Origin of the sequence: Arachidicoccus sp., from assembly GCF_050436765.1 — a bacterium.
Taxonomy (GTDB): Bacteria; Bacteroidota; Bacteroidia; order Chitinophagales; family Chitinophagaceae; genus Arachidicoccus.
In genome coordinates this window covers 1-18,702 of sequence record NZ_JBNQGD010000038.1, presented here as the reverse complement: position 1 = coordinate 18,702, position 18,702 = coordinate 1, and the positions used below count along the sequence as shown (strand labels likewise).

At 37.0% G+C, this 18,702-nt stretch carries 20 protein-coding genes and 1 tRNA gene; 9 read left to right on the top strand and 12 right to left on the bottom strand.

Annotation, left to right across the window (positions count from 1 at the left end; genetic code table 11):
* Positions 1-5 precede the first annotated feature (5 nt).
* From ACQR30_RS01420 to ACQR30_RS01390, 7 genes are all read right to left on the bottom strand, one after another.
* Positions 6-299, bottom strand: coding sequence for a hypothetical protein (locus ACQR30_RS01420; RefSeq protein ID WP_429730219.1), 294 nt, complete (start codon positions 297-299; stop codon positions 6-8).
* The gene (locus tag ACQR30_RS01415) at positions 289-627 is read right to left on the bottom strand and encodes a plasmid mobilization protein (protein WP_429730216.1); all 339 of its coding nucleotides are present in this window, start codon (positions 625-627) and stop codon (positions 289-291) included. Before ACQR30_RS01415 ends, ACQR30_RS01420 begins: the two co-directional genes overlap by 11 nt.
* The gene (locus ACQR30_RS01410; RefSeq protein ID WP_429730213.1) at positions 596-1,141 is read right to left on the bottom strand and encodes a relaxase/mobilization nuclease domain-containing protein; all 546 of its coding nucleotides are present in this window, start codon (positions 1,139-1,141) and stop codon (positions 596-598) included. The genes ACQR30_RS01415 and ACQR30_RS01410 overlap by 32 nt, the downstream gene beginning before the upstream one ends.
* Before the next feature lie 33 nt (positions 1,142-1,174).
* Positions 1,175-1,381, bottom strand: a complete 207-nt coding sequence (locus ACQR30_RS01405) for a hypothetical protein (protein WP_429730210.1) — start codon at positions 1,379-1,381, stop codon at positions 1,175-1,177.
* A 25-nt stretch (positions 1,382-1,406) separates the two neighbouring features.
* Entirely contained in the window at positions 1,407-1,613 is a 207-nt protein-coding gene (locus tag ACQR30_RS01400) for a hypothetical protein (protein WP_429730207.1), read from the bottom strand.
* A 310-nt stretch (positions 1,614-1,923) separates the two neighbouring features.
* Positions 1,924-3,132 carry a primase-helicase family protein gene (locus ACQR30_RS01395; protein ID WP_429730205.1) on the bottom strand — a complete coding sequence of 403 codons (1,209 nt, stop codon included), beginning with the start codon at positions 3,130-3,132 and terminating at the stop codon, positions 1,924-1,926.
* Positions 3,133-3,196: 64 nt separating this feature from the next.
* Complete coding sequence (locus ACQR30_RS01390) at positions 3,197-3,511, bottom strand: helix-turn-helix domain-containing protein (RefSeq protein ID WP_429730202.1); 315 nt, start codon at positions 3,509-3,511, stop codon at positions 3,197-3,199.
* Positions 3,512-3,611: 100 nt separating this feature from the next.
* Here ACQR30_RS01390 and ACQR30_RS01385 point away from each other — a divergent pair, with 100 nt between their 5' ends.
* Positions 3,612-4,472: a helix-turn-helix domain-containing protein gene (locus ACQR30_RS01385; protein WP_429730200.1), complete on the top strand. Its 861-nt coding sequence runs from the start codon at positions 3,612-3,614 to the stop codon at positions 4,470-4,472.
* A 74-nt stretch (positions 4,473-4,546) separates the two neighbouring features.
* Here ACQR30_RS01385 and ACQR30_RS01380 read toward each other — a convergent pair.
* Positions 4,547-4,620, bottom strand: a tRNA-Ile gene (locus ACQR30_RS01380).
* A 123-nt stretch (positions 4,621-4,743) separates the two neighbouring features.
* Positions 4,744-5,787, bottom strand: coding sequence for a tRNA dihydrouridine synthase DusB (gene dusB / locus ACQR30_RS01375; protein ID WP_429730197.1), 1,044 nt, complete (start codon positions 5,785-5,787; stop codon positions 4,744-4,746).
* 103 nt (positions 5,788-5,890) lie between these two features.
* Between dusB and ACQR30_RS01370 the strand changes: the two genes are divergently transcribed.
* The 5 genes from ACQR30_RS01370 (at position 5,891) to ACQR30_RS01350 (ending at position 9,788) form a co-directional block, all read left to right on the top strand.
* Positions 5,891-6,820: a CPBP family intramembrane glutamic endopeptidase gene (locus ACQR30_RS01370; RefSeq protein WP_429730195.1), complete on the top strand. Its 930-nt coding sequence runs from the start codon at positions 5,891-5,893 to the stop codon at positions 6,818-6,820.
* A gap of 6 nt (positions 6,821-6,826) precedes the next feature.
* Positions 6,827-7,693: a phosphatidate cytidylyltransferase gene (locus ACQR30_RS01365; protein ID WP_429730192.1), complete on the top strand. Its 867-nt coding sequence runs from the start codon at positions 6,827-6,829 to the stop codon at positions 7,691-7,693.
* An 86-nt stretch (positions 7,694-7,779) separates the two neighbouring features.
* Positions 7,780-8,439, top strand: coding sequence for a phosphatidylserine decarboxylase family protein (locus tag ACQR30_RS01360; RefSeq protein ID WP_429730189.1), 660 nt, complete (start codon positions 7,780-7,782; stop codon positions 8,437-8,439).
* Positions 8,440-8,449: 10 nt separating this feature from the next.
* Positions 8,450-9,130 carry a ribose-5-phosphate isomerase RpiA gene (gene rpiA / locus ACQR30_RS01355; RefSeq protein WP_429730186.1) on the top strand — a complete coding sequence of 227 codons (681 nt, stop codon included), beginning with the start codon at positions 8,450-8,452 and terminating at the stop codon, positions 9,128-9,130.
* A gap of 4 nt (positions 9,131-9,134) precedes the next feature.
* On the top strand, positions 9,135-9,788 hold the full coding sequence (locus ACQR30_RS01350) for an HAD family hydrolase (protein WP_429730183.1): 654 nt from the start codon (positions 9,135-9,137) through the stop codon (positions 9,786-9,788).
* Position 9,789: 1 nt separating this feature from the next.
* Here ACQR30_RS01350 and ACQR30_RS01345 read toward each other — a convergent pair whose 3' ends face one another.
* Positions 9,790-10,959: an amidohydrolase family protein gene (locus ACQR30_RS01345; RefSeq protein ID WP_429730180.1), complete on the bottom strand. Its 1,170-nt coding sequence runs from the start codon at positions 10,957-10,959 to the stop codon at positions 9,790-9,792.
* 217 nt (positions 10,960-11,176) lie between these two features.
* Here ACQR30_RS01345 and ACQR30_RS01340 point away from each other — a divergent pair, with 217 nt between their 5' ends.
* Together ACQR30_RS01340 and fbp are read left to right on the top strand one after the other, a co-directional pair.
* Positions 11,177-12,187, top strand: coding sequence for a zinc-binding alcohol dehydrogenase family protein (locus tag ACQR30_RS01340; protein ID WP_429730178.1), 1,011 nt, complete (start codon positions 11,177-11,179; stop codon positions 12,185-12,187).
* Between the two features lie 53 nt (positions 12,188-12,240).
* Positions 12,241-13,227 carry a class 1 fructose-bisphosphatase gene (gene fbp / locus ACQR30_RS01335; protein WP_429730175.1) on the top strand — a complete coding sequence of 329 codons (987 nt, stop codon included), beginning with the start codon at positions 12,241-12,243 and terminating at the stop codon, positions 13,225-13,227.
* Positions 13,228-13,233: 6 nt separating this feature from the next.
* On the opposite strand, the gene ACQR30_RS01330 is transcribed toward fbp, so the two are convergent.
* Positions 13,234-13,746: a DUF2480 family protein gene (locus ACQR30_RS01330; RefSeq protein ID WP_429730173.1), complete on the bottom strand. Its 513-nt coding sequence runs from the start codon at positions 13,744-13,746 to the stop codon at positions 13,234-13,236.
* A 207-nt stretch (positions 13,747-13,953) separates the two neighbouring features.
* Here ACQR30_RS01330 and ACQR30_RS01325 point away from each other — a divergent pair, with 207 nt between their 5' ends.
* Positions 13,954-15,708 (top strand): peptide MFS transporter, encoded by a 1,755-nt coding sequence (locus tag ACQR30_RS01325; protein WP_429730170.1) that lies wholly within the window; start codon positions 13,954-13,956, stop codon positions 15,706-15,708.
* A 402-nt stretch (positions 15,709-16,110) separates the two neighbouring features.
* On the opposite strand, the gene ACQR30_RS01320 is transcribed toward ACQR30_RS01325, so the two are convergent.
* On the bottom strand, positions 16,111-18,333 hold the full coding sequence (locus ACQR30_RS01320; RefSeq protein WP_429730167.1) for an alpha-N-acetylglucosaminidase: 2,223 nt from the start codon (positions 18,331-18,333) through the stop codon (positions 16,111-16,113).
* Positions 18,334-18,702: the final 369 nt, after the last annotated feature.

The following is an 18,702-nucleotide window of genomic DNA, read 5'->3' as shown; positions in this document are numbered from 1 at the left end:
CAAAGCTAAAGACACGCATTAGAAAGGGCAATATGCACTTCGTGGGACGGATACATTACAGCGATAAGAACCATCAGCATAAATTTTACACCCGCATTCAAATGCTTGTGTTCGTGCATATGACTGATATTGACTTCTTCCGGAATCTTTAGATTGTGCATGTCATTGCTGACCTTATCCAACCTTTTACAAACTTCGTTTGAAGCGGCAATATTTTTCTTAATTAAATCTCTGTCGAGTTGATTAAAAGAATCAATCGTTTGCTCCAATTTCGTTTTCAGAATTTCATTAATATCCATCAGAAATAATTTTATCTATTTTATTAATCAGTTCAACGATTTCAAGGGCGTTGCGCCCGAATCCCTCCTGGTGCATTTGTTTGGTAACCTGGTTCAGGTTGTTACACATACCCCCAAGATCACGCCTTACCCGCATTAATTTTTCTTTTTCGCCCACAGAGGGCAGGGAGTAAAGTGTTTTTTGCAGGCCGCACTCTCTTAGGTAAACAGCCACCGGAAGGCCTGCTTCAAAAGCTTTGCGACGTATAATTTCCGTTTCTTCTTCCGATAAATGCAATTCTAATCTTCGGGTTCTTTTACCTACTTGCAGCAATACGTTTTTGTTCATAATGCCTTATTTTATGTTCTTGTGAAATATCCTCTTCAAGGATCAATTTTTGTGCAAGGGTCAGTTTGTATTCTTTGGTGATCTCCTGGCTTATTTTCTTTGATTTAAGACCGATATGATTGTCTGGAAAACGTTTAAAATCATCTGCCACATAATTGGCTAGGATATGGTAATGAATATGCTCCTGGTCATTATGTCGGCAAACAATAAACTGGGTAGCATAAAAATCAATGCCTTTTTCTTTCAGTTTTTCAAAATACATGCTGATGATCTCTTTTTCTTTCCCTTTTATTTTTGCTTCATCACCCGGATGATGGCTTAGCACCATGTGCAGCGCCATTTTTTTGATACGTGGATTCATTTTGGCCTGCATTATAAAATCATTTAGGATTGTTCTCTTGGAATAATCCCTTACACCGTTGCTTAAAATCATCTCATGATTCTTTTCTTTCTGTGTTAAATAATTCAACACATCTTTAAAGCTGCCTGACGATTTAAAAATTTTTGAAATCATATTCTAACTCTTTTATCTTTTCTTAATTATCTTTTACAATTTCTCTATTGGCGTATGCCAATCGGGGGTTGAGGGGGTGCCCCCCTCACAAGCGTTGCGAATACGGCTCAACCGTATCGCAACACCGCTTGCCCTGTAAGGCAAGTGAGTTGAATCAAAATAAATGGCTTCAAAAAAATAAAAAAGGCAGGCAGTTGTTAAACTAACCTGCCATAAAACGCTAACCCGTTTTTCGCTCATTAAAACACGTTTTTCGCACCTTTCATCAGACTGCAATGTATTTGTGTATCGGACGATTGTTTTTGGAAAAGCTGCCAAGTTGCTGCTTCGTCCGATAGTCAAATACATTCATCCAACGCCAGCCTGCAAATCTTTTATCCAAGAAGGAGACGAAGGATATAAGATTGTTTACATGATAGCGGACAAATTTTGTTTCGTTCACTTTTACGATGCAGATATATTTTTTACTCATTGCCATTGTTCAATAATCTTTACTTTTTGATGCTTCTATTTTTCGATGAATGGTGCGAAAAACGGTGTTGCAATTTCTCGGGACTTATTTTCCTTAAAAATTGATGATTTGATGATTTTCCTTTGTAACAAAATCATATTCAATGTTTTAATGCGGTCATCAACTGGTCATCAAATCATCAATTATCATCAGCAATTTTAAGTTTTTATCATCAACCATTTTTTTGATGACAGATTGATGATTAATTGATGACACTCTTTTTATTCTTTTATTTATTGATAATAAATCCTTTAGTTTGATGATAAGGGGGTTAAGTCATCAAATCATCAAAATTTTCTTTCATCCATACCCTTTTTATACAGTAAAACCTGCCCTTGTTGTTGGTGTTCATCACCAGAAAGCCGTCGCTTGCATATAAGTAGGTCGTGTAGGTACTCGTAATTTTATTTGGAACTAATTTCCACTCGTCTTTCAAAATCCGGATAATGCTACTATGGTCAAAGTTGCTTTTGTTTGTCTTGTTTAAATTGTTTTGCAAATCTTTAATACAGAAACAATATTCCTCCAGTTCAAAACAATCCATAATTTCGATAAGGGTATTGGCAATCTGCATTTCCAAGCGATTACGATTGACTTTGATTAATCTTTTCAGCGCATGGGTTTCATACAACTTAAAGTCAAACCACATTCTTGAGGTCTTTGGCGTTATAATCCCGCGCTCTTTCAGGAAATGCAAAAAGGCAGGAATTTGCATTTTCATTTCCTGCAACAGGTTTTCATTTTCGGTTTCAAAGGGCAAAATTTTTCTAACCCAATATCTGGTCTCGCCCAATTCGACATGGATAAAAGAATCAACGTTGTTGGAGCATAGAATAAACTTGCAGATGATTTCTACTTCCTGTTTGTCCACGCCTTTAGCTTCCGATTTATACGTTTTGGCAGTACTTAAATTTTTGATGCGTTCGCTGTCTTCTTTTTTATCCAACAAAACTTCATCTACTGCCACAATTAGTTTGCTGCTCCAATGACTGTTGAACTGGCTGCGAAAATCTTCATTGGTATTGTAAGTGAAGTTTCCCCCGAAAATAAGTTTGAGCAAATTCAAGAAAGTTGTCTTGCCTGTCCCACGTTCTTTGGAAACCAAACAAAATACAGGTAACTTTTCTATTGGTTTCAAATATAAAATCGCCAAATAATCTAACCCGATTTCGATTTGTTCCTGAAAAATATGTTTTAAAAAAGCGATGATTTTTGAATAGTCGCCTGCAACTGGCTTGCAGGGTATCGGCTCATATTTGTTTAGATGGTTCTTATAAGATTCCTTGTACTCGACATGTTCGGGCATTAAACAAAAACCATCGTATTTAGGAATCTGACCGACGAAACTTTTCCCATGGTCTCGCACAATGGTTTCTATATTCCATAGTACAAGTTTTTCCGTTTCATCTCCCGATGACAAAGGGTAAATGATGTATTTGTAATAATGCGTACCTACGCGGATGTAATCTTTTCGTGGCATATTTCCAGTTTTAATGAAATTAATTAGCGTAAAAAAGGCAGTACTTGAAAGGGTACTTTCTATTTTATTTTCTGATAGGGCATCTGAGCGTATCATGCTCATTTCTTCCGTGAAGAAAATCATCAATATCCCTACGGAAAAAATAGATGAGCTTATCGCCTTTGTAGAATTTTATCTTTCCCTCACTGCAATAACGATAGAGGGTCGATCTGGAAACACGGAGCAAAGGATATGTTTCATCAATGGTTAAAGGTTTTTCCTCTTCGTTCTTGTTTTCCTTTTTTGATGGGGAATACGTTTGTTGAATAATTTTATCCAACTTCTCATTCATATTGAAAATCGTTTTGAAAAATTCCAATAAATTAAGTTCCTGTTCCATAATTTTATTGTTTATTATTACTTATATTTGCAAACATAATAAATATTATGTTTGTTTATTAATGTTTATTTTATTATTTATAATCATTTAACGATTTGTTATGATTAACCTAAAGAAAGTAAGAAAAGGATTGGGGCTAAACCAGTATCAATTGGCGGAAATACTGGGTTGTACACAGGCTTTTATTTCACAGATTGAGAACAATAGGACGGAATTGCCTACTGAATTAGAGGCTGTATTAAATAAAAAATACGGTGAGAAAAAGATGGCCGGACTTAACAGTTCAAAAACTTTAAAAGTGTTGGGCTGGAAAAATGCTTCCGATCCGGAATATCCGCAGCTTAGGCAGGAGTTACTGTCAATACTCGAAAAGATACAAAGCAAGACGAATTATTCGATAGATGAAATATCCAGGTTGGTTTATAGAAATAATTCAACTATTGCTGATGCACTGGCATCAGGCGAATTAAGCCCAAATATGGCTAAATACATTACGAAGCACCTGGATAAAATTGGTCTACTACAGAAGGATGTCTTACGCAGAGAAGAAGATGCTTTTCTATCTGCAGAACAAAACGTATTGCATTTTGAGAGTATAAAGAATTTTCTTGCATTTTTGAAAAAGAAAGAAGTGGCGAAAGCAAAATTTGATTTATGGATTAATGATAATGACGTAGATTATTATATTAATTCCCCAATTGAAATTTTACCGAAAATCTCTTTAAATGATATACTTGGTATTAAGGCCGTACAAATAAACGAGGAAGTGCAATTCGGAAAATTATATTTGATCAAATACAAAGACAATAACTACAGCATTCAATTTATTCATCAGGACACTAATCCCGAAATGTATAAACTGTCTTACGAGTTCCCACCAAAAGCTATGAATGCGATAAAAAAAGAATCCATCGCCCAACTTTTTCTGATTACTTCTTCTATCAAAATTCAGCAATTGTAAGAAAATGTTTGTACATTGTTTGAACATAAAATAAAAAAGCAGTCACAAACTAACGTAACTGCTTGATTACCAAGTGGGCCCACTCGGGCTTGAACCAAGGACCCCCTGATTATGAGTCAGGTGCTCTAACCAGCTGAGCTATAGGCCCGGAATTTTCGCTTTCGCCAAAAATTCGAGGTTGCAAAAATAAAGATTTATTTGAAAATACAATATTTATTCTTCTTTCTTTTTTACAGGATCAATTAGTCGCGATTTTCATACAACGGGGCCTCTATTTCGCTGTCTCACAATTAGGTGCACCTTCAGCAAACGTCCACAGGTTCTTTTCGGCTACAAAGCCGTCATAGGTCTTTAAAACTTCTTCCAACACCTCATCAATTTCTTCGTAAGTGCTTAATTGTACCAAACGACTCCGAAATTCTTTAATATTGGGAAATCCTTTAAGGTAGTTAGTATAATGACGACGCATTTCAAAAATGCCAACTTTAGGACCCTTCCATGAAAGCGACTGTTTAAGATGCTGACGAATAACGGCTACCCGCTGTTGTACAGTGGGTAGGGACAAATGTTCTCCCGTCTGTAGAAAATGTTTTATCTCGTTAAAGATCCAAGGATAACCAATGGCAGCACGGCCAATCATAATGCCATCTACTCCGTAGCGATTCTTATACTCCAAGGCTTTTTCTGGAGAATCAATATCACCATTGCCAAAAATAGGAATTTGTATACGCGGGTTATTTTTAATTTTACCTATCAATTCCCAATCAGCCAGGCCTTTATACATTTGGCAACGGGTACGGCCGTGAATAGCCAATGCCGCAATACCTGTATCCTGTAGCCTTTCAGCTACTTCTTCAATATTTTTGGAGTCATCATCCCACCCCAAACGTGTTTTTACAGTTACGGGCAAATTCGTGTTTTTGATCACCGATTGCGTAAGACGTATCATCAAATCTACATCTTTCAACACACCAGCACCGGCACCTTTGGTAACCACTTTTTTTACAGGACAGCCAAAATTTATATCGACTAAATCGGGATTTACAGTTTCTACGATTGCCGCGCTCATTCCCATTGCTTCTTCATCTCCTCCAAAAATTTGAATACCTACGGGTCGCTCCTCTTCAAAAATATCTAGTTTGCGGCGGCTTTTTATAGCATCACGTATGAGCCCTTCACTACTGATAAATTCAGTATACATCAAATCGGCACCATTACTTTTGCATACGGAACGGAATGGCGGATCGCTCACATCCTCCATAGGGGCGAGTAACAATGGAAATTCTGGTAAGGTGATATTACCTATCTTAGTCAATGGAAAATCATTTATAAATTATCTTCAATACAATTCATACATCACAAATCTCAAATCGTCGATTTGAATGTATCTTCGTCGCAAAATTACTTCATTATTTTTTATGACAAGAATAGAAGAGCGCAATACACAAAATAACTGGTATAAAAAAGTCGAAATGCCTGGCTATCGGCAGTTTCTTATTTTAATTGGAATGTTGTGCGTAGGTTTTTCATTAGCGCTTATTGCATCTATAATTGTAATTGCGTCGTCTCGCGGTGTCCATTTAGCGGACCTTTCCAATGCAAAAAAAATCCCGCATTCCCTTGCTATTTGGCTACTCATTATTCAAGATATTTTCTTTTTTGCGTTGCCCGCCTTTATGTTTGCTAAAATTGTTGGCATCCAAAAGAATTATTTTCAATTTAAAAAATCGACTCCCGCAACTCTTTGGTTACTTACTGCAGTGATAGCTTTTGCGGCATTGCCGACAAGTGATATTTTTTCACAGATAAACGAATGGATTCCCATATCCAAACATTTGCGAGACGTATTTAAAGCGGCCGAAGAGCAATATAATAATCAGGCGAGTTTAATCATCGATTTCAAAAGTCCCGGAAATTTTATCGTCTCTTTATTATTGATTGCGGCCTTACCAGCCATTGTAGAAGAATTATTGTTTCGAGGAGCATTGCAAAAGGTCCTATTAAAATGGGTAGGCAAACCATTTCCAGCCATATTAATTACTTCTATAATCTTTAGCGTTATTCATTGGTCATATTTTGGTTTTCTGCCGAGATTATTTCTAGGGATGATTTTAGGCTATGTATATTATTATGGGAAAAATATCTGGCTAAACATGTTCGTGCATTTTATTAATAATGCAGTAGTATTAATTTCTCTTTACATCAATAGCAAAAATGGAATTGTCAACTTGAAAGATATGTCCAACGATGTTACACCAATTTACGTACAAATAATGGGAGTAATAGTTTTAATTGCTGCACTTTACTTTTTTGCCAAAAACGCCAAAACCCAAACACTTAAATCTTAAATAAAAGTGGCCTTAAATAAAAAAACATTCCGAACACGCACGCTGACTGCTCTCATTTTTATAATTGTAATGCTTTGCGGATTACTAATAAATCAATGGAGCTTTTATAGCTTATTTTTTATTATTCATTGGGGCTGCTGGATTGAATATGAAAAGTTGATAAAACTTATCTCCCCCGAATATGCCAAAGCGGATCTGCGTACGACAAGCCTTCCAAAGCTTGTAGGCTGTGGCTTTCTGATCTATTGTTTACCACACGATTTTAAAATATTAAATTTCAATATTTATTTTCTGGGTGAAATGATCATGCTCATTGGGGGCATAAAATTTATTTTGGGGACGTTTAAAGAGAACGAAAATAAAATAGCAATTATCAAATATGCTTCATTAGGGTTATTGTATATTTCTTTAAGTTGGGGACTTATGATAAATTTGCGGAACATTCATTTTATAGTTTTCCCTATCGGCTTTGTTGCAGCAATTACGTTGGTGGGTTCTGTTTGGGTAAATGACACCATGCAGTACATTGTAGGTTCCCTGATTGGCAAAACGCCTTTCTCTAAAATATCTCCCAACAAAACATTAGAAGGTACAATTGGCGGGTCCATTTTATGTGTAGTAGCCGTCAGCTTAATCGGCTATTTTTTAGTAAATAAAAATCTACTGAACTTATTTATCATCGTGTCATTGATTGCTGCTGTTATAGGAACCTTGGGTGATTTACTTGAAAGTAAAATAAAACGTTTAGCCGGGGTAAAAGACAGCGGTAATTTTATGCCCGGACACGGCGGCTTTCTCGATCGCTTCGACAGCCTGATTTTAGCTGCACCATTTGTATGGGTGGTCGTGTTGTTTTGGTTTAATATTTCTTAAAAGACTTTAGGTCCTATTATATTAAATCCACCTAAAAATTTCTATTTCTATAGGGATACTTATCTTTGCGCTTCAATAATCAATTTATGACTATTCACAAAGAAGGCACAGCCTCCATCGTTATTGCCGCCATTATCGTGGCCGTAGCAAGTTTATTCGCCAATTATTTCCTGATGCCTAAATTTGGCTGGATATATTTAATGATACTCTTTGTATTAATTGTTTGTTTCCTGTTTACTGCTTCTTTTTTCCGCATTCCGGAAAGAAAAATGACAAAGGGTGAAAATATGATTATCGCTCCGGCAGATGGCAAATTGGTAGTAATCGAAGAAGTAACAGATAGCGAATATTTTAAGGATAAAAGATTGCAGTTGAGCATTTTTATGAGTCCGGCCAACGTGCATGTAAACCGTTATCCTATCAGTGGCAAAGTGGTATACAATCAATATCACAAGGGAAGATATTTAGTCGCCTGGCACCCAAAATCGTCGACCGATAATGAAAGGCAAAGTGTGGTATTGAACAAAAAAGGTAAGGGTGAAATATTAGTAAAACAAATCGCCGGGGCGGTTGCAAGACGTATTTGCAACTATGCAGAAGTCGGCAGTGAGGTGAAGCAAAATGATGAACTTGGCTTTATAAAGTTTGGCAGTCGTGTAGATGTTTTATTACCTGTCGGTGTAAAAATAAATGTAGAGCTCAATCAAAAAATTCAAGGAGGCGTTACCGTTTTGGCCACTTGGTAAATCTTTAAGTATGAATAACCCGAAACAAATAGCAGGCGAAAAAGCTGCCTCATTTATCAAAGATCAAATGACCGTTGGGCTTGGAACCGGTTCGACAGCTTATTTTGCTATTCAAAAAATTGGTGCACGTGTCAAAGAAGAAGGACTAAAACTCAAATGTATTGCCACTTCGATAGAATCGGAAAATCTTGCAAAAGAATTAAATATTCCCATTTTCGGTTTTGACGAAATAAAAGAAATCGACATAACTATTGACGGCGCCGACGAAGTAGACAAATATTTTAACCTTATCAAAGGTGGTGGTGGTGCACTTTTGCGCGAAAAAATAATTGCCTACATCACCAAGCATTACATTATTATAGTCGACGAAACAAAACACGTAGATACGTTGGGCAAGTTTCATCTCCCGGTCGAAGTGGTGCAATTTGGTTGGCAAAGGACATTTGACCATTTACAAAAATTAGGGTGCGAAATTAAACGCCGCGAAAAAAATAATGAAGTGTTTATTACCGATAATGGTAATTATATTTTAGACTGTAATTTTAAAAAAATAGAGAATCCGGAAATGCTTCAAACAACTATTCACAACATTCCAGGTGTAGTTGAATGTGGCTTATTTATTAACAGAACCAACACTTTAATTATCGGAAAACCTTCCGGAGAAATTGAAGTCTTAGAGAATAAAAGATAAAATTATGACGGCGAAGGCATTTATTTTTGATATGAATGGGACGATGATTGACGATATGAAATATCACACAATTGCATGGCACAAAATATTATCCGATTTAAATGCGGGGCTTACGCTGGAAGAAACAAAATTACAGATGTATGGCAAAGCAGAGGAAATGTTTGACCGGGTTTTTGGCGCTAATAAATTCGAAGAAGCTGCTCTACAAAAAATTATTCTACAAAAAGAATTAGCCTACCAGGAAGCTTTTAGACCCTATTTAAAATTAATAGAAGGCTTCGACACCTTTTTACAAAAAGCTATAACAGAAAAAATAAAATTAGCCATTGGCACTGCTGCCCCAAAAACCAATGTAGACTATGTTTTGGATGGTTTAGCACTGCGTAATTTATTTCCTGTTGTCGTCGGCGCAGAAGATGTAACGACAAGTAAACCCGATCCCGAAGTTTTTTTAAAATGTGCGGAAAAACTAGGTGTTCATCCAGAAGATTGTATTGTTTTTGAAGACTCTCCCAAGGGTATAGAAGCGGCTAAAAATGGTGGAATGAAAGCTATTGCTATTACTTCTTTTCATCCATCAGAAGATTTCGTACAATTTGACAATGTGCTTTTTTGCATAGCAAATTATGAAGACGAAAAACTGAAAGCCCTCTTTTAATCTAAAAGATTCTTTTTACTTCCTCCAATCCTTTATTAAGCAGAACAAGGCCAGGTTTCTTTCCTTTTTCAAAACTTCCCAACCCATCGCTGAACCCTAATGCCCGCGCGCCATTGAGTGTAGCCCATCTCAACATCTCTTCCAAAGAGATTTCGGGAAAATATTTTTGAATAGTCTTTATTTCGGCCAAAATATTCAGTTGATGATTGCTGGCTAAACTATCTGTCCCCAAAACAATGTTGCAATTACATTTCCTTAATAAATTGATTTGTGGTAATCTGTTTTCAATATACAAATTTGCATTAGGACAGAGTACCCAAAAAAGTGTCTGCCCATTTTCTTTCGCATTTTTTTCAGCAAACAAAATATCTTCTTCGGAAGTTGTCGTGTTGTGAACTAACAGTATTTTTGACGGCAGGTCCAACTCAGATAAATAACTAGGTAGACTGTTTTTTCCCGTCGGCCGATAAAAAGAAATATCGGTTTTGAGAAATTGATAAAGTTTAAGGAATTCACTTTTCCCTTCTTGGAAAAACTTATTCTCTTCCTCCGTTTCCTGATTATGAATGGTTACAATTTTCCCTGCTGCATATCGATTGATCAATTGTAACAACTCTTTGGAAACGGAATAAGGCGCATGTGCAACAATGGTCGTATTGCAATTTTCAGCAGCAATTATTTCAAATACATTTTTCAAACTATAATCAAAACGCACTTGCGCAACACCTGGAAGAAACCCCATCGTTTCTACAAAATTCCTATAAAGGATATGACTACTGCGTTTTTGCAAAACGGTGTCGGTAGTATTACAAATATCTCCAACTGCGACAATGCCTTCGTCATACATTTCTTTGTCTCCAAGTTTAATTGATGATAATATTTCTTCTTTATCAAAGGAACGCAGCTGCATTACTTTGATAAGAAAATCAACCAAACCTGTTTTTTCTTCAATTACATTTTTTAAATGACTTAACTCTAGATGACAATGACAATTGATAAATCCCGGAACTAAAATGCCATGAAATATTTCTAGGTTTGTATTATGAGCATCCTGCTTATCATCATCAATACCTATTATAGTCCCATCTTCATTGACGTATAGGATTTTGCCGAACAGAAATTTTCTTCCGTCAAAAATGCTGTCTGCTTTTATTTTTCTAACCTCCTTCATTTGCATCGATTAATTACCCAAACGCCATTTTGCGTTTAAAATTGAAAGGTACTCCAAATCGATTATTATATATATTTAATCAAATAAATTGGTGAATTCCTTTCCTTTTCATAATTAAATAACAGTCGCTTCCGGTAACGATTGCGAAAATTTTAATTCCCAAAACGGCGCCTTCAGCTAATTTATAAACTAAATTGCCACAATTAATTTAAGATTTATGAAAGTATTAGTTTGTAACACGCCTGGCAATTTACAATATCAGGAAAAAGAAAAACCTTCTTTAAAACCTGGGTATTCATTACTAAAAATAAAAAGGGTAGGCCTTTGCGGAACAGATCTTCACGCCTTCGAAGGCACTCAACCTTATTTTACTTATCCGAGGATATTGGGTCATGAATTGGCGGCTGAGTATATGGATGGTGATGCGCAAGGGTTTACGCCAGGAGAGCTTGTAACCATCATTCCTTATTTTAATTGTGGAAAATGTATCGCGTGCAAAACGGGCAGACCGAATTGCTGTTCAAATATCCAGGTTTGTGGCGTACATACCGACGGTGCGATGGCGGAATATTTACTTGTCCCTTCTTACAGTCTTGTCCACGGGAGTGGATTAAGCCTCGATGAGTTGGCACTAATAGAACCCTTGTCCATAGGCGCGCATGGGATTGAGCGGGCGAACGTGGCGGAAGGTGAATATGTTCTGGTAATTGGCGCAGGCCCAATTGGTATGGGCACAATGGAATTCGCACGAATTGCCGGTGGCAAGGTGATCGCTCTAGACATTAATGAGAAGCGATTACTATTTTGTAAAGAAAAATTAGGCGTGGAGCATGTTATTAACGGCGCAAAGGATGATGTACTAAATCGTCTGAAAGAAATCACCAATGGAGATATGCCAACAGTTGTGGTAGATGCTACAGGCAACAAAAAGGCTATTAATAATGCATTTCAATATATGGCGCATACAGCTCGATATGTTTTAGTAGGACTGCAAAAAGAAGAAATCTGCTTTTCTCATCCGGAATTTCATAAAAGGGAAGCTACTTTAATGAGCAGTAGGAATGCGACAAGAAAGAATTTTGAATTTGTAATGAATGCCATGCAGAATGGCTTAATTAATCCGAAAAATTATATTACGCATATCGTTTCTTTTTATAATTTAGCCGAAAATTTTGCACAATATATCAAACCGGAAACCGGCGCGATAAAGGTGATGACAGAATTTTAGCGCAAATAATTAATTTCAATAGCGTAATATTTACATCAATTCAAATAAGACTTATGATAACATTAGACGAATTTACTATTCAACAATTGCGTTTATATCCACAAGCTACAGGTGAATTATCGGGTTTGCTTCGTGGCATAGGGCTCGCAGCTAAAATGGTAAACGTTCAAGTAAATAAAGCTGCCATCGCCGATATTTTAGGCGAAGACGGCTCGATAAATGTGCAAGGAGAAACTGTACAAAAATTAGATTCCTTGGCCAACAATACCTTTATTAATGTGTTGAGACACGGCATTCATTGTGCCGGAGTCGTGTCTGAAGAGAATGATGACATGATTGTATTTGATGATCCAAAAAACAATCAGTCAAAATATGTTGTATTGATGGACCCATTGGATGGCTCATCAAATACGGATGTCAACATGCCAATCGGAACAATCTTTAGTATTTATCGCCGCGTTTCCGAGTTGGGAAAGCCTTGTACTAAAGAAGATTTTTTACAAAAAGGAGATAACCAGTTTGCAGCCGGGTATGTATTATACGGATCTTCTACCATGTTTGTATATGGAACCCGAAGACACAGTGTAAATGGTTTCACCTTAGATAATAGTGTGGGTGAGTTTTATCTAAGTAATCCAAGCATGCAAATGCCTATTGATGGAAAAACATATTCCTTTGATTACAAATATTATCACTGTGTTAGCGACAAAGTGCGTAATTATTTAGACTATTGCAATGAATCAGAAAATGGCGCCGATGGTCGCTACGCCAATAAAAATGCTGGTTGCATGGTGGCCGATATGCATCGTATATTCTTAAAAGGAGGCGTCTTTATGTACCCTTCAAGAAAGCAAAAACCTAATGGCAAACTACGGTTGATGTACGAATGCAACCCGATGGCTTTCCTCACAGAATTATCGGGAGGTGAGGCGTACGATGGAGAAAAACGTATTATGGAAATTGAGCCAAAAGATATTCACGAGCGTTGTCCCATATTTATCGGAAGCAAAAAAATGATGGAAGAGTTAATTGCGAAATAACAGCAATCAATTATTTTTTCTTTTAAAGACAGGTACGGTGCTACATGGCTCACCATACATAATACTTTGCGCGTAAGGCAATAATTTCTTAGTAATTTCTAAATAGGCAAATGCAGAAATTTCTAAATCGCCGCAACCTTTTATAACTACGCGCTTGTCCTGTAACGCTGAAAAGTCAATAGCATCAATATTCTTAATAAATAGTCTATTTATCAAATCTTGCTTTGTTCCGACTATTATTTCATTTGCGATAGGCTGCAAATAAGTCGCGATCAACATAAATGCCCAGCGCGGAATAATGGCGTCGGAAGAGCAAAAAATCGCCACTTCCTTTTGCGCATATTGTTGCCAATTGTGCTCTTTTAATTGCTGCCTGAAATCTTTCTCTTTCAAAACCATTTCCATAAAAAGAAATGGTTTTAAATCAAATTCCATAAGGCCTTCTTTTGGATAATAGGCTTCCAAGTCTACTGTAATAATACCACTTGCAGCTATTTTATTGATAATTTCTTCCGCCATTTTTTAATATTTCCTCTGCGAAATTGCGAAATTTAAAGTTAAGAAGATGATACAATTTCCATTCACCCAGTCAAGTCTGCTAAAAAATACGAATAAATGTTAGTATTCTAATCATTTTATACATATTTTTATCGCTTCCGAAATTAGGTCAAGTTTATAAGGACCAATATAAAGTACAATTTATAATTAAAAATAACATAGTCGTTTATGAATACCATTGCAACCGAACCCAAAGACGATTTCTTTAAAACTAAAGTAATGGGGCACCCTGCCGGGCTCTTTGTTTTGTTCTTTACAGAAATGTGGGAGCGGTTTTCTTATTATGGCATGCGTGCATTACTTGTGTTGTTCCTCACCTCCAAATTAATGGATGGTGGCTGGGCATGGCCGAAAGTTAATGCATTGGCCTTATATGGGACTTATACTTCACTGGCTTATTTAACGACTATTCTGGGCGGATATATCGCAGATAAGTTCTTAGGATACAGGTGGGCTGTGGTAATTGGCGCATTTTTAATGACACTGGGACATGCGAGTATGGCGGGAGAAACTCCTACTTTCCTTTATATAGGTATTACGCTTTTAATCATTGGCAGTGGCTTCTTTAAGCCAAATATGACTTCTATCATTTCTTATATTTATAAAGATCACGCCGATAAAAAAGATGGAGCTTATACCATTTATTATATGGGTGTAAATGCCGGTGCGTTCTTGGGCATCATGCTTTGCGGATATATTGGAGAAAAAATAAGCTGGAGCTGGGGATTTGGGTTAGCCGGCATTTTTATGTTTTTCGGCATGCTACAGTTCTATTTTACCCAAGGTATTTTTGGATCAGTCGGCAAAAAGCCCATTGCGAAAACAGAAGAGCAGAAGATAATAGAAGATGACGGAGATAAGCGTGTCCCTTTTACAAAGTTTGATCTCGTGCTAGTTACAATTTCTTCCTTATTAGGCTTAATATGGATTATCAATGACCCTTATTCGAAAATAAGTGGTAACGATTTACTACACTTTACTGTTGGTAATTTGTCAGGGGATAGTTTTACTATTTTGCTTGCGCTCGCACTATTCATCCTTCTACTTGTTATCCGCCTTATCCGCTACTCCCGTGTAACTAGGGATCGACTCATAGCTGTAACTATTTTTGCTTTCTTTACGATCTTTTTTTGGGCCGCTTTTGAACAAGCCGGAGGCTCTATGACTATTTTCGCCAGAGACTATACCCAACGAACACTCACGGGCGATTGGTCGCTTACATTTAAAATAATGAATACGCTGCTGACCATTATACCCATGTGTTTACTCAGCTACGTCTTGTATAAACTATTTAGTCAAACCTTTAAAAAGTTTACCATCGGAAATATTTGTTTAGCCTTAAGTTTCGTTGTTATTTGGTGTATTATTATTTGGATGTTGAAGAGGGAAATCTCTGCATCTACAACAGAAGTTGCGGCTACTTGGTTTGGCATTTTAAATTCATTTTTTATTATTGCTTTAGCACCAATGATTTCAAAAATATGGGAGAGTAAATTTAATCCGCCGGCAGCTGTAAAATACGGTATGGGATTAGTGTTTTTAGGGATTGGCTTCGGTTGTCTGGCTTATGGAGCCATAGGCGTGGTAGGCGGATCTGGGTTGAAGGCAAGTATGATTTGGTTAATACTCGCTTATTTCTTCCATACTGTTGGTGAACTATTTTTATCCCCTGTAGGGCTTTCTTACGTAAGCAAATTAGTGCCGGCAAGAATGATTGGCATTATGTATGGCATCTGGTATTTAGTAAATGCCATTGGCAACAAAGCCGCAGGCTCGATGGGTGGAATGATCGACAAAATCACCAAAGCACATTCTCTCTCTTATTTCTTTATGATTTTCACTTTGATACCTATTGCAGCAGGTGTAATTGTCATGCTACTGCACAAACCGCTACTCAAACGATTGATGCACGGAGTAAAGTAAATATATTGAATGGAGAAATTATTAGAAGCAGGACAAATACGTTTGGCGTATCATTAAATTCATACATTTTTTCTTAAGATGCAATAAGAAAAACAAAAAACCTACCGTAACGATTTTCTTTTCCGAGTTATTGGGCACTAAACGTGAACGAAAATACTGTGGGTAAATTCAACATCTACCTTCCTCTTTCCATTGACTACCTAATAAATCGTGATCGAGATTTTTTAGAAAAAAATACATTTGTGTTGCACTTTTTTTGTCTGGAATATAAGAATACTACACTAAAACCATATTTGTTTTTCAATAACTTATTTAAATGCGTTACGCCTATAGTTCACAACTCAGCACCGGCTTTGGTGAATAGGCTGAAGGCCTTGAGTAAATACCGGCGCCCGATGCTTACTATTTATCATGAAAAAAATCTACCTCTTTTTCATTCCCCAAATCAAAAGAATATCCACTTAGTTTTATTAATTGAGGCAACATCGCTTCTGCATCTCCTTGCGGTATAACGGTGTATTCATTTTGCAGTTCACTCCACCTCTTTTCTATTGTAAAAAAATCGGGATAGGAAATCCGCTTTCCCTCCATTTTCGCTTCGGCATACATAAAAAATTGTTGCCACTGCCTGTAATACAAATCTTTTAAGATGCCCTGCCATTCTTTATTAGCGTATTCATGCAGCATTGTCCGTGAGTCATTGGGCCCCCAATAAGTAATTTGTGTTCGGGCATTTAGTTCACATAATTTTTTATCCGCTCCGTCGGGCAACAAATTTTTTGCTTCATTCAACCATTTTCCTACTCGAAAATTTTCATTCGTCCCTAACCATCTGTCCTGTAACAACAATAATCGATTAAAATTTTCTTTATTTTTTTCAAAAGCCAATACGTCGTTTTTCCTATAGGCCTCCATCAGCAATGCATAGACATCTCGTGCTTTTAAATTGATGACTTGTCGCCACGTATCCACCAAATCATATTGAAAGGATCCTACACCTTTGAACTGGCCGGCAACCTTCGATAAATGCAAAGCAGCTTGGACTAGTAATTCCGGGTCGAACCAGAGACGTGTAGGTCCGCAGCAAGATGTGGTAGCAATAAAATTAGTATCGGGCCTTGCACAAAAAATGGATTCATAACCACCTTGTCCGCCCTGAATGCCAGGTTCACGACCATTGTAAATTGTTTGCAACAAATATTGCCAAGCTTCATTCAAGTCTTTATTATTTTCACCATAGCGCGATGTAACAAAATCCGCTAATTTATTTTGGATCGATGGAACTGTTTTCTCCCAGGCTCCATCTAGTGTCCATTGGTAAATAATAGCATTATTTTCTATGCCTTCCGGGATAATGCCAGTCCCTTGTAAAGTGCATTTCTTACCAAAGATTCTCTCCGCCTTTTTAGGTTCAGTAAGCACACGAAGCAGAGTACCGCCAGTTGTGGTTTTGCCACCAAAGTTGCTAATAGTGCTCCATATCCAAGGAAAGTTTCCATATTGATTTCTTTGTAGCCAGGTTTCCGTTCGATCGCCTAATAAGTCAATAATCAATGTAAGTTTCGGATTTAGTTCCGTCATCATTTTTGCTTTCGGATTATCTTGCCATCCCTGCAAAACCCAAGTTGCACCGGGAAAATTTTGCTGCATATTTTGTTGAACCAATTTCCCTTCTTCAGCTAGATTAATAGCACTCGTTTTCCCGCCTTCATGGAACAAATCTCCACCTAAATATTTAAAGTCACCACCATAAAGTAATTTGAAGTTCTTATAATAAAGATTTGCCACTTTTTTAAACAAAGAATCTTTTGCTGCTAATACATTAGGTCGTTGAAAACCACACCAATTGCCCTGATTAATAATATCAGCTTCTGGGAAATGTCTTTTTAATGCTGAAGGAACGATACCAACAAAACCTTGTACCACTGGTTCAATTCCCAAGGCTTTCATCCTAGCTAAAATCTTTTTTTGCAAAGAGGTCCAATGATTAATCATTGCATCGGAAACCGGACCACCCCAACCTTCCAAGTTACCCATCTGCCACCAAGCATTAAATGCCGGACCGGGAATAAAATCACGTATTTCTTTGTCGCTAAAGCTTAATTGCTCTAATGTCCTTTGCCATACAGCCTCTGTGCCAATAGGGGCCAGCATCAGATTCACGCCATTGAGTGCCATCCAGTCTAATTCTCTCTCCCATTGTTGCCAATTCCAGAAACTCATGGTGTAATTATAAGTACAATAATTAAGCGCATAACGCAATGGATAAGCAGCATGTACTCCAATCTTCGTTTTCGTTGCGGGTAATACTTTGGGTATCTGAACGTTATCACCTGTGTGTGACAAACTCGAATGGCAATACTTTTTCACGTAATCATATAAAGCGTAAGAGGCGGCACTGGTGGTACTTGCGGCAATATGCAACTGGCCATTTTTCACAAAATAAGTAGCGGAATCTAACCCGGAAATATTTAATTTCTCAAAGACTACCTTCCCTTCGATTGCAGGAAATCTCCGCTCAATAATCTTTTGAACGGATGAAAACGATTGTGAAAATACCTGTACCGAGAATAAACAGAAAATACCTAACCCAAATAAGTTTCTATAGAAAGGTTTAGCAACCATCGTTATTCAGTTTTAAGCATTAAATATACGTTTTATATAGACGGTGACGCAGCGCAAACGGTTGATATAAGCAGATTAGTTACTTAAGCGGTTAGTTGATATTTACCCTCCCTAATGAGCCAGAGATATGATCTTATCAATGAATATTTTGGGTACCGCTATACGAACATTATAACATTTCATAAAAATAGAATGCCTAAATTATGGATATAATTCGAATAAGTTTTTTAACTCTAAACTTTGCATAGTAAATTTGCAGACATCTACTTCTCGGAAAATATAGAAACAATAAATGTTATGGATAGCACTAGGCCGGATATAGTATTGATTGGCGCCGGTATTATGAGCGCAACTTTAGGTATTATGCTA

Bases quoted from the DNA above. Each gene is read 5' to 3' on its own strand.
- ACQR30_RS01420 (WP_429730219.1), bottom strand. From the start codon at position 299: ATGGATATTAATGAAATTCTGAAAACGAAATTGGAGCAAACGATTGAT.
- ACQR30_RS01415 (WP_429730216.1), bottom strand. From the start codon at position 627: ATGAACAAAAACGTATTGCTGCAAGTAGGTAAAAGAACCCGAAGATTA.
- ACQR30_RS01410 (WP_429730213.1), bottom strand. From the start codon at position 1,141: ATGATTTCAAAAATTTTTAAATCGTCAGGCAGCTTTAAAGATGTGTTG.
- ACQR30_RS01405 (WP_429730210.1), bottom strand. From the start codon at position 1,381: ATGAGCGAAAAACGGGTTAGCGTTTTATGGCAGGTTAGTTTAACAACT.
- ACQR30_RS01400 (WP_429730207.1), bottom strand. From the start codon at position 1,613: ATGAGTAAAAAATATATCTGCATCGTAAAAGTGAACGAAACAAAATTT.
- ACQR30_RS01395 (WP_429730205.1), bottom strand. From the start codon at position 3,132: ATGCCACGAAAAGATTACATCCGCGTAGGTACGCATTATTACAAATAC.
- ACQR30_RS01390 (WP_429730202.1), bottom strand. From the start codon at position 3,511: ATGGAACAGGAACTTAATTTATTGGAATTTTTCAAAACGATTTTCAAT.
- ACQR30_RS01385 (WP_429730200.1), top strand. From the start codon at position 3,612: ATGATTAACCTAAAGAAAGTAAGAAAAGGATTGGGGCTAAACCAGTAT.
- ACQR30_RS01370 (WP_429730195.1), top strand. From the start codon at position 5,891: ATGACAAGAATAGAAGAGCGCAATACACAAAATAACTGGTATAAAAAA.
- ACQR30_RS01360 (WP_429730189.1), top strand. From the start codon at position 7,780: ATGACTATTCACAAAGAAGGCACAGCCTCCATCGTTATTGCCGCCATT.
- rpiA (WP_429730186.1), top strand. From the start codon at position 8,450: ATGAATAACCCGAAACAAATAGCAGGCGAAAAAGCTGCCTCATTTATC.
- ACQR30_RS01350 (WP_429730183.1), top strand. From the start codon at position 9,135: ATGACGGCGAAGGCATTTATTTTTGATATGAATGGGACGATGATTGAC.
- ACQR30_RS01345 (WP_429730180.1), bottom strand. From the start codon at position 10,959: ATGAAGGAGGTTAGAAAAATAAAAGCAGACAGCATTTTTGACGGAAGA.
- ACQR30_RS01340 (WP_429730178.1), top strand. From the start codon at position 11,177: ATGAAAGTATTAGTTTGTAACACGCCTGGCAATTTACAATATCAGGAA.
- fbp (WP_429730175.1), top strand. From the start codon at position 12,241: ATGATAACATTAGACGAATTTACTATTCAACAATTGCGTTTATATCCA.
- ACQR30_RS01330 (WP_429730173.1), bottom strand. From the start codon at position 13,746: ATGGCGGAAGAAATTATCAATAAAATAGCTGCAAGTGGTATTATTACA.
- ACQR30_RS01325 (WP_429730170.1), top strand. From the start codon at position 13,954: ATGAATACCATTGCAACCGAACCCAAAGACGATTTCTTTAAAACTAAA.
- ACQR30_RS01320 (WP_429730167.1), bottom strand. From the start codon at position 18,333: ATGGTTGCTAAACCTTTCTATAGAAACTTATTTGGGTTAGGTATTTTC.